We start from the raw sequence: 13887 nt of genomic DNA, 5'->3' as shown, positions 1-13887 counted from the left end.
AAAGCGGATTTGAACAATACTTTTCTATTCGATTATTATATTCTCATGCTTTTTGCAAAAAAAAGGCATTGATTTCGAGTAGGGGTTGTTATTTCGATTTCTTAAATGATAAACCAAACTCCTCCAATGCGATTCTTAGCTTTGGAATCGTGCTCGGACCGACTCCATGTAGTTTTAAAATATCCGACTCAGCATACTCTGCCAGGCTTTGGAGTGAGGTAATATTGTTCCGTTCAAGAGCCCTTCTGGCAGGTGCACTTATCTTTCCTAGAAAATCACTTTCGATTTCTCTTTTTGCTTCGCATATAGGGCATATTGGGCAATCAGAGCTTTTATAGTAGTTGTGACCCTTTTTCAAGTCCTTAAAGTTTTATTCGCCACTGTAATTGTCCTCCTTTTCATGAAAAGCTTTTATTTCTAAGTATAATATTTTGAAGTTTATTAAGTTTCTCGAGATTTGCTTGATTGTTCGTTATGGTGGTTAACTTACAAAGCTAAAAGACACCAGAGAAGCTTCATCAATATCTTCTTCAGCTTATTGAGCATTCCTGCCCCGTTAGTAGAGTAAGAAATGCAGAATCGGGGGCAATATGAATAAAAACACAGCACTGCAAATAAGCCATTTTGTTCCCCTATTCGAAAGTTTGTCTTTTCCTTTATACCAACCACTAAATTGCAATTTATTCCTATATAGGACAAAAAATAAAATAAAAATTGATATTGCTGGCATAATTCCGTAAATGGATGAAATTTCAGTATCTAATTTTTGGTACACATAAGTTATAATTTTGCCCGAAATCATATAGAAAATCCCAAATAGCACAACAATCCTTATTAACTCCAACAATCCCCTCATAAATATCCCTCACCCTTTTAATAAGGTAACTTATCAGAACAAAATCCATTTTCTAGTGGGGGTTTTTTCCTGAACCTTCCTTAACTAACCTGCCCTGCTTGTTCAATAAGGAATTTAAAAAAATTGCGAAAATCCTTCCTGGATCTACACACCCGTTTAGTTTAATAACAATTTCTTTATTGTTCATACTAGTATCAACTTTGAATGGAGGATTTTTATGAAAAAAAGACTTTTAATTCTGCTTGCTTGTTTGACCCTTTTGTCTTATTCCCCTGTCCAAGCCAAAACCGTAACTGAAAATGAAATAGGGTTGCGTGATGACCTGATTTTGACTTTGCTTTATCCCTCGATTCAAAAGGAATTGGAGAAGCAATATGGAGAAGGTAAACAGTTTGAGTGCGAAAAGATTATCCAAATTCAAAGGCTGCCCGTGGGCACTTACTTATTTAATGTTACCGTGCAGCTAATAACATTTGAAGATGCCCACGATCCTCCTAATGATTTAGTGACAATCACTTTTAATAATGAAACATCCCTAGATTGGCACGCTATTGATTTCAAACGAAAAAGATTAAAGCCAATTGAAATACCTAAATGCGACTAAATGCAGGCATCCTTTGTAAAATGCCCCGATTGGTGAACATAAATTAATCAACCTTATTTAACTAATTGCCCCGTTTGCTTAAGAAGGAATTCAATAAAATGGGCGGTTAATCCTTCTGGGATCAACGCTACCCTTTTGTTAATTGTCAAAGTTACTGCTATTTTTTATCGTTATTTTTCTTGTGTTTGAAAATAACTAAATTACACCCCTCACACCTTAATGCTGGAGTTTTTTTGACTTTTAGTAAAGCATCGCCTATTAATGTTTCACTTCCAAAATCAGCAAAGATTGAATCAGGAGAGTCTGACCAGCAAATTCTTCGAGGAGAGAAAATATATCCTTGCTTCAACTCATTACCACATTCAGGACACCTTACAATATTGTCCATTGTTAGTTACACCACCTTCTTCTTCGTGTTTCTAATTGAAGTAACCTGCCCCGTATGTTCAATAAGCGAATTCAACAAAAAAGAATGGAAATCCCTCCTGATCACCGCACCTGTTGAATAATCAGGAAATTAAATTATTTATGTGTTTCAATGTGTTAATAAGAGGAAGGAGTGGCGTTATAACAGAAAAAATAATACTACTTTCAAAGATTGCTTTCCATAATTTCAGTCCGTTACGAACCTTATAAACGAACAAAAATAGGGATATCGTAGTGAAAGAAAACAGCATCCAAAAGGAAGTTTTTTGTCTCTTTACTTGATACTGAATATCATCTATCATCCAAGTGTCATCTCCAGAAAAGGTCCTAGTAAATATATCCTTTTCAGTCCCTAACAAATTGAATGATTTTAGCGATATTTTATCTTTTTGGACTGCTTCAATATCATAGCCATTTGGCAAAAATGACACTTTATACACAATAAAATATGAAACATAAGCAAGTATACTAGAAATTAATAAAAATGCTAAAAATTTTATTAACATTGTCCTAAAATTATTAATCATTTAATGAGTCAGCCCCCCCTTTAATCCTTTTACATTCGTATTGTTAAACTAATCTCCCCCGATAGTTGAACAAACAATCCAACGACCACTTATGACAAATCAATTGTGCTCCATCCTGTTGTGGTAATAGCATCTCTGATCTGGATGTATGAGTTCTTTGAATCAAATTCAATCCTCGTAAATGGTTTGGTGAAAAATTCAAAAAAGGGAGGGTTTGCCTCAATATCCCTTTGCCCAATAGTGATGTCTTTACCCATTAGTGCTTGGAATTCTTCATCTGTTAGGTTCTCAGTTCGATCTCTATACTGGTGCCAATGATAATTACATTTCGTAAAATCAATAAACGTAGTTTCTCCTGTTCCATCTTTGTACCAGATACCCTCAACAGAGATTCTTTGGATTTGTTTCATTACAGCTAATCCGCCCCTAAAAGTAACATTTCCTTCTTAAGCTAACCTGCAACTTTAGTTAAATAAGGTGTAAAAAATAAATTCTTATAAATTTAACTACTCGCTACTACGATTGCTGCTATACTCCATACTATTAAAACGAATGATATTGTCATCCAAAACGTATTCACTGAAGTAGATTCGTCAGTCTTCGACTTTTTTATTATTGATACGAGATTTAAACAAAAAACTATAGCTAATACTGGCGTTAAAAAAACATTAATAAACGCAAATAATGATACCATTTATATCCCCCATCCACCTTATTCTCTTATTCATTCTTAAACTAACCTGCCCCGTATGTTCAACAAGGACGTATAAAAAATGCGTTAACCCACCAGGATTAACACATCAATAAGGAGTAAATTTACCTTTTAGCTGCAAGAACCTTAAATACATCAATAATTAAGGGAATGCCGCATATGAGGAAAATAATGAAACCTAAATATCTAAACGTACTCGCAACAGCTTCAATCATATCCATCCAAAAAAAGAAACGGGGTATTGGCACAATTAATAAAGCAAAACCAATAATAAATCCATAGAAAAGTGTCCTCTGTTTTTCCATATCCAAACTCCTCGACCGTTTTTCCTCATTTTACCATAAGTGATATTTTGAGTCATTGAATATCTTCAACTAACCTGCCCCGTTTATTCAATAAGAAATTCAACAAAAAAGTTCGGAAATCCTTCCTGGATCTACGCACCCGTATGTTTAAGTGCATTTCTTCACATTCTCTATTAAAAATTCAATCCACGTTTTACACTCGTACATTTCCATTTTGATTTTTCAATAAGCGTTCAGCAATAATTCCTACTGCCCCAGCAAAAACAATCCCCAAAAATATGTGGGACATAAATAATAGAGTCAACAGTGATGTATCCTTCGGTGCGATATTGATATTAATATGTTCAAGATAGTAGGCAGTCGAGTATTTGCTAATCATTAGCATTGATAAGGAACCTAAAATTCCACCAATAACACCAATAATTAATAATTTATACTTTAATTTCATATTACATCACGTCTCCGAAAAGTTATTAATATTCATCTTAACTTTATATCTTTTCAAATAAATAAAAAGGTACTAAAAATGGATTTATTTTGAATTTTTCATTCAAGCTGAACTACCCATATTTTTTTATTGAACTAACCTGCCCCGTTAGCTTATTAAAAGACATCCAGTTCCTTTAACTTTGAACGAATCGAGTATCCGTATTGACTTGGGAAAATCTGCATAAAACCTATTCTCCCTTCACAAATCTCTATGCTTCCAATACCCTCAAAATTAAATCCTTCAATGATTTCCTCATTTTCCGAATAACTGGTTAGATAAAATGAACCACAGTCAGGGTCCCCACATTCGCATAGCCCTTGTATTTGAAGGTGCTCAACCTGGTCAGCCAAGTCCATTCGTGATCTTGCAATAAAATAATTTCTAATACTAATTGCTAAATTTGGTAGAACATCAATTAGCAGCGGGTGTGATGTATCCAAAATTCCACCACCATTTCCGATTAATTAGGCTGAGTCATTGTTTAACTCTTCTGCCCCGTTAGCATAATAAGTAATTCAACAAAAATAACGTTAATCCTTTCTGGATCAACGCACCTGTTTATTTTAGTACATTTATTCACAATTTCTGCTTTTATTACAGGAGTGCTGCTCCTTTAGTTCCATAAGGGCTTCAACAAAAAGGTGACTCAACCCTGCTTGGATCAAAGTTCATTTATTGTCCAATACACAAAACTTGTTTAACCAATAGTTTACCTACCATATTTATCTTGCCAATCTTCTACCCACTTTTGATAATCTGTCTTTATTTCGTCTGCGGTTTTCCCGTTTAATGAATATGGAGCACCACTAATATCATTGTTTTTAGAAATTGGATAAGACCAGCCACCGAAAACTTTTCCGTCAATTAACCAGACAGTTGCGTACGTTCTCCCCATATCGTATTCATTATCTAAGGGATGGTTTTTTATGAAAAAAGACACGGTATCAATCCGTTGGTTACCATATTCATCAGGTCCCTTATCTTGAACAGCCCATACCTGTCGGACAAAAATACTTTTCATGTCTGACTTTGAAAAATTATGAGAGCCATCTTTTTCATGTTCTATGACTTCATATCCACGATTAGTTAAAAAGTTCTTTGCGATTTTCGCATTCTCACTTAACTCTTCCTTTTCAGAGCAACCCGCTAAGTAAAAAAATGCAAATAAAAACAAAGCCATATAACTCCTCAGATTAATCACCCCTTTTTTATATAAGACACTGCTGTTTGTAAAAAAGTTGCATTTCTAGTTCCACTAACCTGCTCCGTTTGTTCAATAAGGGATTCAACTAAAAGGGCGGAAATCCTTCCTGGATCATCGCACCCGTTAGCCCTCCATGAATCGTTGAATAAGGATTTTATCTGCCCCGTTAGTAAGTTACAGCTAAGGAGTTAAACTCGTCAATCCCAAAAATTAAAGATTACATCTCCTATTCTCTGAGGTTTCCAGTATTTTATTTGTGCTACTTCTGCTTTATTCAAATTATTGATTTGGTCCACAAAAAGCGGATTGTTCAAATCCTCAGCTTTCAATACATTGTAAGAACTGCTAAACAATTCGCTTAAAAGTGGTTCATCAATAAAATTTATTTGTGCGAAGGTTACATCAGATGCAAAAGCTAAAAGAGGATAGTGTTCGTTAAGTAGGATATGAAATAACCTATCTTGTATATTGACTTCAATATTAAAAAAGTTTGTACCTTCTCTTGGTTCCCATACCTCTAAAATTTTCCCACTATTGGTTTTAACATAGTTAAAACATAAGGTCTTTAACTGTTTGCTATCCATTTTAGGAGGTTCATCGTTGCCTTCATAAAAACCTGTAACACCATTAGGAAGTTCCATATATGCCTCCTTAATTAAAGCTCAAGATTTTGTATCCGCTTCTTTCATTAAACTGCCCCTTTAACTTAATAAGGAATTCAACAAAAAAAGCATTTATCCTCTGGATAAACGCACTCGTTTTCTTAATAGGTTTTTACTTTAAGGAGAGCCTCAGCTCCCTTTATACTATCAATTAACCAATTTGGAGTTTCGGGATGATTTATTACTTCAGTTGTTGTCATCCAATATACAGCATCGACTTCATCAGGACTTTTAGCATAAGGTTCACCCTCTTCAAACTCCATAAGAAAACTATATCAATTACTTCATTTCCATTTTCCAAAGTAAATGAGGTATTTCTCACATAATCTATCTTTTCCTTTACCTTTACTCCAACTTCTTCGAACAGTTCCCTTCTTAAAGTTCTTTCCAATATATTTTTTGAATTACCCTCATTTTCAACTGTTCCTCCCACAAGTGAAAGAAGACCACCAGCGTGTCCTTCTTTCAAACTCCGAGCAATAATCAACCATTTATTATCCTTATAGACTGCTCCTTCAACATTAACAAAAAACATCGTAGGACCCCCTTAGTGAAATTCTTTTAAAAAATATAATAGCATTTGTTCAACTTTACTGCCCCGTTTGCTTAATAAGTCTATATTTCGATAAACCAGGCAATAATTCCTCTTAAAAGAGAAAACAAATGGGAGGAATTAGGTTGTTAATATCAAAGGCGTGGGAAACATATGCAGCAGATAAACGGATTGAGTTATCAAAAATATTTCTAAGCAAAGAAGCGACGCTGTTGGCGTCGCTTTTGAATTCTCGGACTCTTTTGTTTAAGTACATTTTCTCACAAACATACATGCTTTCTTAAATTGCTGAATTTATTTTCTATAATGATCTACTCTAAAAAGTTTTCAATGAAAATAGATTTAGTTGTTATTATGTCTGTACTAAAATTCGATGGACGGTCACTTCCTATTACTTGTAAGTTAAAGCCTGATGACACTGCTTTAAACTCTTCATTTTCGATTTTTTGTATTTTATTATTCAGCAATACGTAATAATGGCCTTCTAATTCTCTCTCTTCATTCCAACCAGATGAAATGATTAATTTGTATGCGAATTTTTCATTATCGAAGAAATCATTTTGATTTAAAGTATCGAGGGCTGAAAAAAAACTATCAGCATCCACTAAGTTATCATATTGTAGCCATTCTTTTACGTTACTTTTGCTAATGTTAATTCTATTCTCTTCCTTTGATTCCTTATAATGATAAATTGTAAATTCATCATTATCTTTGTCAACTAAATCAAATTTAATTGAGTATATATTGTTCCTTTCATCAAGGATTAATTGGAAATCTTCAACCTTAGTATTTAATTTGGAAATGTTTAATTCGTTTCTAAATAATTTCCAACTTTCTTTACTGTTTACTGTATTAAAGTCAGTCTGTTTAAATAAAGGAACTTCTTTTACATAATTCTCATTAAAATAATAAATAGCACTGAGTATGACTAATAATATTAGTGAACTATTAATAGTCCATTTCTTTATATTCAAACTATCCCTCCCTCTTTGTTATTTTACCATAAATATCCTAGTTTCTTTTTAAACTCTCCTACCCCGTTTGTTAATAAATAGATTTTAAGGAGAAAAATGCTCTGGATGCCATATCGCAATTTCATCCCCAGGACACGCCACAACTAACCAACTTTCGCCCTCTTGAAAAGAGACACCCATTTGCCAAGACTCGTATTGCTCATCGTGACCGTGGATAAACAGCGATTTGCCATTTTGAAAAGTAAGGATTAAATGAGGAAAAGAATTATCCAACTTAACATCCACAATTTCTACATAGCTTAAATCATTTAATATTTCTAACTCCTGCAACCTTTCCAATTCCTCAATATCGGAGTCATCTACTGGATATTCATTTGGCAATTGGTCATATAAACACCATCTTGATTCAACATTTAGATATACTTGTCCAGAAATACCTTTTTCAAATTCATCGTTTCCGTTTAAAAGAATTTGCAAAGTCGGACCAAACCTAACCCCGTTAATTTCGCCGTTCAAGCAAAGGTTCTAATAACAGCTTCGGCAAGATTCTTATCAACTGCATTCACATAATTCACCCCTTGCTCCAAATATCTGCATTTTAAACTTGTTAAGCTATCCTGTCCCGTTTGTTCAATAAGGAATTCAATAAAAAAGGCGGCTAATCCTGCCTGGATCTACGCACCCGTTAGTTTAATAAGGTTTTAAGTTATTTTATGTATTCAACGTCTAAGCTGTTTGGTGATTTATTTGTATATGAAATCCAATAATTAATCTCATTAGAGTATTTTACTTGTTTTGCATATTCCCCAAAAACTTTTACTTGATTTATGCCTGTTTCCTTTGGGATAATCACATTTACATTAGTTGGGTCGGAAATAAAAATATCACCACCACTTAATGCTGGACCTCCAAAACCTGTCTCCCACTTTAATTTACCATTGTGCATTTTGATAAATCCGATATTTAATTGCTCATTTTCTTTACTATTGTAGATGACAACAATAAAATCTCCTTTTATGTCATAATCGATCACTCTTTCATAATCCCTATTTTCACTTTTCTGAAGTATTTTTACGATATTATCCTCAAGAGAAATGTCTTTAGAACAACCAAACAACAATAAGGTTAATAATAATGGATTGGCAATATATGTTACTTTTGTAATACTCAAACTTTCACCCCCTTCGTTAGTAAATCACATATTTCCTAACGTTTTCTTCTCCAATTTGTAATTAAAATCCTTCTTCAAAAAACTGCTCCGTTTGTTCAAAAAGGGATTAATCAAAAAAGGCAGTTAATCCTTCTTGGATTAACGCACCCTTTAGTTTATGTGTAATTGTTCGCAATCTTATTAATTAAATAGTTACATCTACTTTTTTTCAATCGCCATACGCAAGTTCGAGATAACCCCAATAAGCAATACTAACGAACAAACCATTTTTTCAAAAGGTGTTCCAAACAATTGTTGTATAAATCCAAAAGACCAAAGTACAACAAAAAACCAACATATAACGTTTATTCCTCTTTTGTATTTATATAGATTAACTCTACCAACAATCAACGTAAAAACTACTCCAATAATTGAAATAACGATATTTACAACAGATATTGGTAGCTGGTCAGCGAATGATTCAGACCTTCCACCATTAACCCATGTGAATGGAATCCTTTTGCTTATAATAAGAAAGTGGATTAAGATAGTCAAAGAGTAAAAAATAATTCCTAAAAATACAGCAGTTTTCATATTAATTTTCCTGAGTTTTTCTAAAATAAAATCACCTCATTTTTCTTTCTGTTTCAATATTATTAATCCATTAATATACTATTCCTTATATCTCTTACCATCTGACTGGTAACTGAAAGTAAGATTTCGAAGAGTTATCCAAAAATCACCATTATTCTTAAACAGAGCAAAAAACATCGGCTAAGTATCCTTGTTGAACTAAACTGCCCTTTTGTTCAATAAGGAATTCAACAAAAAAGTGCGGTAATCCTTCCTGGATCATCGCACCCTTATGTTTAAGTACATTTCTACACAAGTTATATTTTACATTTCAGCAACTGTATTACCAACTTTATCCAAGAAAGATATTTTAATATTCTTAAAGTTATTTTTATTCTCGTTAATCATTAACCAGATTCCAGTATTATCGTTAAGCATAATAATATCTGCATCGTGTCCATTTACTTTTATGGTCTTTATTTCAGTAACTATATCCCTTGGTATGACTCCATGTAAAAGAATATCTCCGTTCCCATCAACAACAGTTGAATATGAGTAACCTTCATTACTATTGTGCGAATAATATGTTCGTTTCCAACCAAATAACCCTTTCTCAAATTGTACTAAAGAAACATTATCACTAAGTTCAAATGGTACAAATGCAAATTTTCCTTTTCTGTAAAACGCTTTATCACCAATTTCTTTCTGAGTAACTTCAATTTTAAATTCACTGTTTATGTACTTTTCGAATGCTTCTTCTACAGTTTTGGATCTTTGACTGATTGTTTCTTCAACTGCAAATAATGCATATATAAAAATGAGCGTTGTGCCAATAATTAAGGTTACTTTTTTAGATTTTCCCATACAAACCTTTACCTCCGCTCAATCTATTCTCACTCTTGAACTTTTGAAGGAATGCTGCCCCGTTTGTTTAATAAGAAATTCAATAAAAAAATGCGGAAATCCTTCCTGGATCAACGCACCATACTTTAATAGGGATTCTATTATTGCCCCCCACCAGTGTATCTATTATCACCCATTAAATAGCTTGAATCGTCCCCAGGCTTAGCATTTGGATTGGTGGGAATATGAGGGTTATTATTGTTTTTCTTTCGTCTCAAGTCGATTATTAAAGCAAATCCCAAAATGCCGAGAAAAAGAATAATAAAAAACCAAATTGCAGTCAAATTAAAACACCCCTCTCCCTTACATTATATTCCACAAGGTAATTTGCAGACAATTTAATTTTACTCTTATTAAAGTAATCGGCCCCTTTTGTTGAATAAATAAGTGGAAAGAGACAAACTTAACAAAAATGGTGACTGATTCATTCCGAACAACACACTTATTTATAAGTTTTGCTTATGAATTCACTTAACTTTAATCGTATTTTCTTATTAACGCTAAGGAAAATAATAATAGGTAAATTGTTAAAGGGGGTTTAATAGAAATGAAAGCTATTATACAAAATGAATATGGTAATGTAGATGTCCTTTCTTACACTGATGTTAATATGCCTACCTTTGGCGATAACGAAGTATTAATTAAAGTATCATACACGAGTGTTAACTATGCTGATATTAAAAAGCGTAAAAGTAATAAAGGGAAAAGGAAATTTCCCTTTTACCCTTGGATTGGATGTTGCAGGAGTCGTGGAAGAGGCTCCTCCTAATTCTGCATTTTCACCGAAGGATAGGGTAATTGCTTTTCCTAAAAACGGTTCCTACGCTGAGTATGTTGTAGCGAATGAAAAATTAGTTTTTAAAATTCCAGACACGCTACCTTTTGAACAAGCTGCGGCCATGCCAACTGTTTCTTTTTTATCTTATATTCTTCTCTTTGATATCGGACAAGTAAAAAAATCAGACACCATTGTTATACATAGTGCAGCTGGTGGCGTAGGATCAATGTTAATTCAGTTTGCGAAAATAGCAGATATTCATAAAATTATAGGAACTGTCGGTACTTTGGATAAAGGATCCTATGTTAAGAAGTTAGGTGCTGACGTGGTATGCACCTATGAAACCTTTACAGAAGAAGTTTTAAAAGAGACTAATAACTTAGGAGCAAATGTTATTTTCGACTCTGTTGCTGGAGAGGTGACCAGTGGGAGTTTAGATTGCTTAGCCTATTATGGTACTCTTGTTCAATTTGGAAATAGCAGTGGTAAAGCAGGAACAATTAAAAAAAGTGATGTACATAGTAGTTGTAGGAACATAAAAGGTTTTAGCTTGGGGACAACAAGAGAACTTTATCCTGAACGTTTAAAGCCTGTTGCTGAAAAAGTTATAGACCTATTTACATTAAATAAAATTTCGTTGCCTATTGGACAAGTGTTTAATTTAAGAGATGCTAGATTGGCACATATACTAATCGAAAGCCGTAATTATGAATGGAAAATTTTGATAAAAATTTAGTAACCAAGATATTTGATACTCTTTTATTATTCAAGAATTGATTATTCAACAAAAAATCCTTACTTCCTACATTGAAGTAAGGATTTCCTACAGTTTATGCAACTTTTCTTAAACTAACCTGCCTCATTAACAAAAATCGCTTTAGTCATCCTTGAAGACTAACGCGTTTGTATAGTTTTCTCTAATTATTACTCATAGACCGTGTAATCTTCAGCAACTTCTCCAATGGTATTTCATCTATCTATTTCAATATAAGCATAATAAGGAATTCAACAGAACAAAAGGCGATAATTCCCTGCTGGACTCCGCACCTATAGTGAAATTATGGTAATTCAATGGTATCGAAACCAAACAAACCATCCTTTTTCCTTACTATTTGCCAAAAATATTTGACCTTGGGCTAAGTTTGCTCCAGGTGCTTTTGGGAAATCTAAACGTACAAGCCAGGACTTTTCAGCAATTTCTCTGCCACAAAAGGTCTTTGCCATTCCAAAATAGGCTTCTTCTTCTTTATTTCCGATTGTTTCAGGAAAAGGTTTGGCAGATACTACATTCCATTTAGTGTATATATCGGGATAATCATCAATTCCAGTTCCATAAGTTTTTGGTATTAAAGTTTTTAATGCTTCAATTACCTCCTTTCTGTCGTAAAGGGATGTTTCCTTTAATTCACTTAACACAGGGCATTCTTTAGGTTGTGCGTAGACTTCCAATGACCCCGAAATATATAAGGACAGTGTAAAGAGCAGTAGACCCAATATTTTCATAATAAATTCACCTCTTTTCTAGTTTCACCTAAATAGAAAAGAGTTATCAATTCTTATTAAACAATGCTGCCCCGTTTGCTCAATAAGGGATTCAACAAAAAAGGACTCAAGTCCTTCTTCGAACACCGCACCCGTTGGTTCAACAAGGTCATTAAAACAAGGTGCTACCAATTAAAGGTGACACATATTCCCGTTACTTATGTTGGTAATCTAATACTTCTACCTTAAAGCCGTGACTACATCCAATTTTAGGACTATCACAAGATGGAGAAACTCTTACTTTAACCAGGTCTTCTGTATATTCAAATGGTTTATTGTTACTATCAGGAACTTGAATTCTTAAGGAAATATCATAAGAATGATTGTTGTTATAAACAATATTAACAATCCTTTGTTGCTGCCAGCCAAAACCAGAGGCTTCTTTTCCTCCATATTCTTTTATTACCCTTTTATCAATAGCGGGAAATATAATATCTTGGATAATATCTTCTGGTGTAACGTACCAGTCTTCTGCATACGGTTTAATTTCCTTTGGCTCTGGGGGTTTAGCATAAACCAAGTTATCTGTGGCGAAAATTATTAAAATTGTAAAGAGAACAGTCATTTTTTTCAAGATGCTCACTCCAATATTTTTTTTACATTTAGATTGAGCATCTTCATTTAATATTATTTACAATAACAAATCCTCATCTCCCAATCGGACTATTTCGCTTATTTAAAACAAAACTATGTTAAATAATATTGTTGTTAAATAACATCAAACAAGGACCCGATTGAGGTCCTTGTTTTAATTACTTATTGAAGATTAGCACCGGTTCGTAATATAAGGTTAGCCAAATATTTCTGGTTGACCTTTAGCTTAAGTGTAAAGTATCAAAAACTTTCATAACAAATGGTTCTGTTCTATTTACTGTTTTATAGGTCTTTCAAAAATCAATTCATAGTATGACCCTGCTGCGATTCCTCTCGTTGCAAAGTCAGGAGAGAAAATTTAAACAAAACACCAGCCTTGATTTGCGTAATTATTAATTACTTCTCGATAATCTTCAGTAGGTTTGCCAGATAACTTTTTAAACTCTATTTTTACAAACTTGTATTCAAACACTTATTAATCCCGCTTTCGATTATAGGTTGTAACCGGATTAAGGATGAACAATCTAACAGTTCGATTTTACATCACTTTCGTTCAACTAAACTGCCCCGTTAGCTCAATTAAAGATACCCCGTTCCTTTAACTTTGAACGAACAGAGTATCCATATTGACTTGGAAAAATTTCGATAAAACCGATTTTCCCTTCATAAACCTCTATGCTTCCTATATCTTCAAAATTAAATCCTTCAATCAATTCCTCGTTGTCCGAATAATTGGCAAGATAAAATGAACCACAGTCAGGGTCCCCACATTCGCATAGCCCTTGTATTTGAAGGTGCTCAACATGGTCGGCCAAATCCTTTCGGGATACTGTAATAAAGTAATTTCTAATCCTGGTTGCTAAATTAGGCAAAACATCAATAAGCAGCGGGTGTGATGTATCCAAAATTCCACCACCATTTCCGATTAATTAGTCAAAGTCATTGTTCAACTCTTCTGTCCTGTTTGTTTAATAAAAAATTCAACAAAAAGGGCGGTAATCCTTCCTGGATCACGCACCCGTTAGCTTAGGTAC

General features: G+C 33.6%; 21 protein-coding genes and 1 pseudogene. 2 read left to right on the top strand and 20 right to left on the bottom strand.

Translation table 11 applies throughout. From position 1 onward, the window contains the following. Positions 1-88 precede the first annotated feature (88 nt). Positions 89-358 (bottom strand): helix-hairpin-helix domain-containing protein, encoded by a 270-nt coding sequence (locus tag BN1002_RS09985; protein ID WP_048824886.1) that lies wholly within the window; start codon positions 356-358, stop codon positions 89-91. A 715-nt stretch (positions 359-1073) separates the two neighbouring features. Here BN1002_RS09985 and BN1002_RS09975 point away from each other — a divergent pair. Further along, the gene (locus BN1002_RS09975; protein WP_048824884.1) at positions 1074-1460 is read left to right on the top strand and encodes a DUF3888 domain-containing protein; all 387 of its coding nucleotides are present in this window, start codon (positions 1074-1076) and stop codon (positions 1458-1460) included. A gap of 157 nt (positions 1461-1617) precedes the next feature. Here BN1002_RS09975 and BN1002_RS09970 read toward each other — a convergent pair whose 3' ends face one another. The 15 genes and pseudogenes from BN1002_RS09970 to BN1002_RS09900 form a co-directional block, all read right to left on the bottom strand. Then, positions 1618-1848 (bottom strand): PF20097 family protein, encoded by a 231-nt coding sequence (locus BN1002_RS09970; protein ID WP_048824883.1) that lies wholly within the window; start codon positions 1846-1848, stop codon positions 1618-1620. 121 nt (positions 1849-1969) lie between these two features. Next, entirely contained in the window at positions 1970-2413 is a 444-nt protein-coding gene (locus tag BN1002_RS09965) for a hypothetical protein (protein WP_048824881.1), read from the bottom strand. Positions 2414-2502: 89 nt separating this feature from the next. After that, complete coding sequence (locus BN1002_RS09960) at positions 2503-2823, bottom strand: hypothetical protein (protein WP_048824880.1); 321 nt, start codon at positions 2821-2823, stop codon at positions 2503-2505. A gap of 406 nt (positions 2824-3229) precedes the next feature. After that, positions 3230-3430 (bottom strand): hypothetical protein, encoded by a 201-nt coding sequence (locus BN1002_RS09955; RefSeq protein WP_048824878.1) that lies wholly within the window; start codon positions 3428-3430, stop codon positions 3230-3232. 193 nt (positions 3431-3623) lie between these two features. Then, positions 3624-3878 (bottom strand): hypothetical protein, encoded by a 255-nt coding sequence (locus BN1002_RS09950; protein WP_048824877.1) that lies wholly within the window; start codon positions 3876-3878, stop codon positions 3624-3626. Between the two features lie 155 nt (positions 3879-4033). After that, positions 4034-4360, bottom strand: coding sequence for a hypothetical protein (locus tag BN1002_RS09945; protein WP_048824876.1), 327 nt, complete (start codon positions 4358-4360; stop codon positions 4034-4036). A 269-nt stretch (positions 4361-4629) separates the two neighbouring features. Then, on the bottom strand, positions 4630-5094 hold the full coding sequence (locus tag BN1002_RS09940) for a hypothetical protein (RefSeq protein ID WP_148362757.1): 465 nt from the start codon (positions 5092-5094) through the stop codon (positions 4630-4632). A gap of 227 nt (positions 5095-5321) precedes the next feature. Further along, positions 5322-5765, bottom strand: coding sequence for a hypothetical protein (locus BN1002_RS09935; protein ID WP_048824874.1), 444 nt, complete (start codon positions 5763-5765; stop codon positions 5322-5324). A gap of 122 nt (positions 5766-5887) precedes the next feature. After that, positions 5888-6321 (bottom strand): annotated as a pseudogene (locus BN1002_RS09930) (NUDIX hydrolase). Positions 6322-6650: 329 nt separating this feature from the next. Beyond that, complete coding sequence (locus BN1002_RS09925) at positions 6651-7313, bottom strand: hypothetical protein (protein WP_048824873.1); 663 nt, start codon at positions 7311-7313, stop codon at positions 6651-6653. A gap of 84 nt (positions 7314-7397) precedes the next feature. Continuing rightward, entirely contained in the window at positions 7398-7790 is a 393-nt protein-coding gene (locus BN1002_RS09920; RefSeq protein ID WP_048824872.1) for a hypothetical protein, read from the bottom strand. Between the two features lie 229 nt (positions 7791-8019). Continuing rightward, positions 8020-8484, bottom strand: coding sequence for a hypothetical protein (locus BN1002_RS09915; RefSeq protein WP_048824871.1), 465 nt, complete (start codon positions 8482-8484; stop codon positions 8020-8022). A gap of 198 nt (positions 8485-8682) precedes the next feature. Next, entirely contained in the window at positions 8683-9057 is a 375-nt protein-coding gene (locus tag BN1002_RS09910) for a hypothetical protein (protein ID WP_048824870.1), read from the bottom strand. Between the two features lie 303 nt (positions 9058-9360). After that, entirely contained in the window at positions 9361-9900 is a 540-nt protein-coding gene (locus BN1002_RS09905; protein ID WP_048824869.1) for a hypothetical protein, read from the bottom strand. 140 nt (positions 9901-10040) lie between these two features. Further along, positions 10041-10223, bottom strand: a complete 183-nt coding sequence (locus BN1002_RS09900) for a hypothetical protein (RefSeq protein WP_048824868.1) — start codon at positions 10221-10223, stop codon at positions 10041-10043. Between the two features lie 384 nt (positions 10224-10607). Between BN1002_RS09900 and BN1002_RS09895 the strand changes: the two genes are divergently transcribed. After that, positions 10608-11453, top strand: coding sequence for a quinone oxidoreductase family protein (locus BN1002_RS09895; RefSeq protein WP_231575017.1), 846 nt, complete (start codon positions 10608-10610; stop codon positions 11451-11453). A gap of 332 nt (positions 11454-11785) precedes the next feature. On the opposite strand, the gene BN1002_RS09890 is transcribed toward BN1002_RS09895, so the two are convergent. The 4 genes from BN1002_RS09890 to BN1002_RS09880 all read right to left on the bottom strand — a co-directional run bounded on the left by BN1002_RS09890 (position 11786) and on the right by BN1002_RS09880 (position 13758). After that, the gene (locus tag BN1002_RS09890; RefSeq protein ID WP_048824866.1) at positions 11786-12220 is read right to left on the bottom strand and encodes a hypothetical protein; all 435 of its coding nucleotides are present in this window, start codon (positions 12218-12220) and stop codon (positions 11786-11788) included. A gap of 193 nt (positions 12221-12413) precedes the next feature. After that, positions 12414-12824, bottom strand: coding sequence for a hypothetical protein (locus BN1002_RS09885; RefSeq protein ID WP_048827875.1), 411 nt, complete (start codon positions 12822-12824; stop codon positions 12414-12416). Between the two features lie 387 nt (positions 12825-13211). Beyond that, positions 13212-13325, bottom strand: coding sequence for a DUF4177 domain-containing protein (locus BN1002_RS24410; RefSeq protein ID WP_331386315.1), 114 nt, complete (start codon positions 13323-13325; stop codon positions 13212-13214). Between the two features lie 103 nt (positions 13326-13428). Next, positions 13429-13758, bottom strand: coding sequence for a hypothetical protein (locus BN1002_RS09880; RefSeq protein WP_048824865.1), 330 nt, complete (start codon positions 13756-13758; stop codon positions 13429-13431). Between the last annotated feature and the right edge of the window lie 129 nt (positions 13759-13887).

This window comes from Bacillus sp. B-jedd (assembly GCF_000821085.1).
Lineage (GTDB): Bacteria > Bacillota > Bacilli > Bacillales > Cytobacillaceae > Bacillus_D.
The sequence above is the reverse complement of the archived record's forward strand: the minus strand, read 5'-3'. Positions and strand labels throughout refer to the sequence as shown.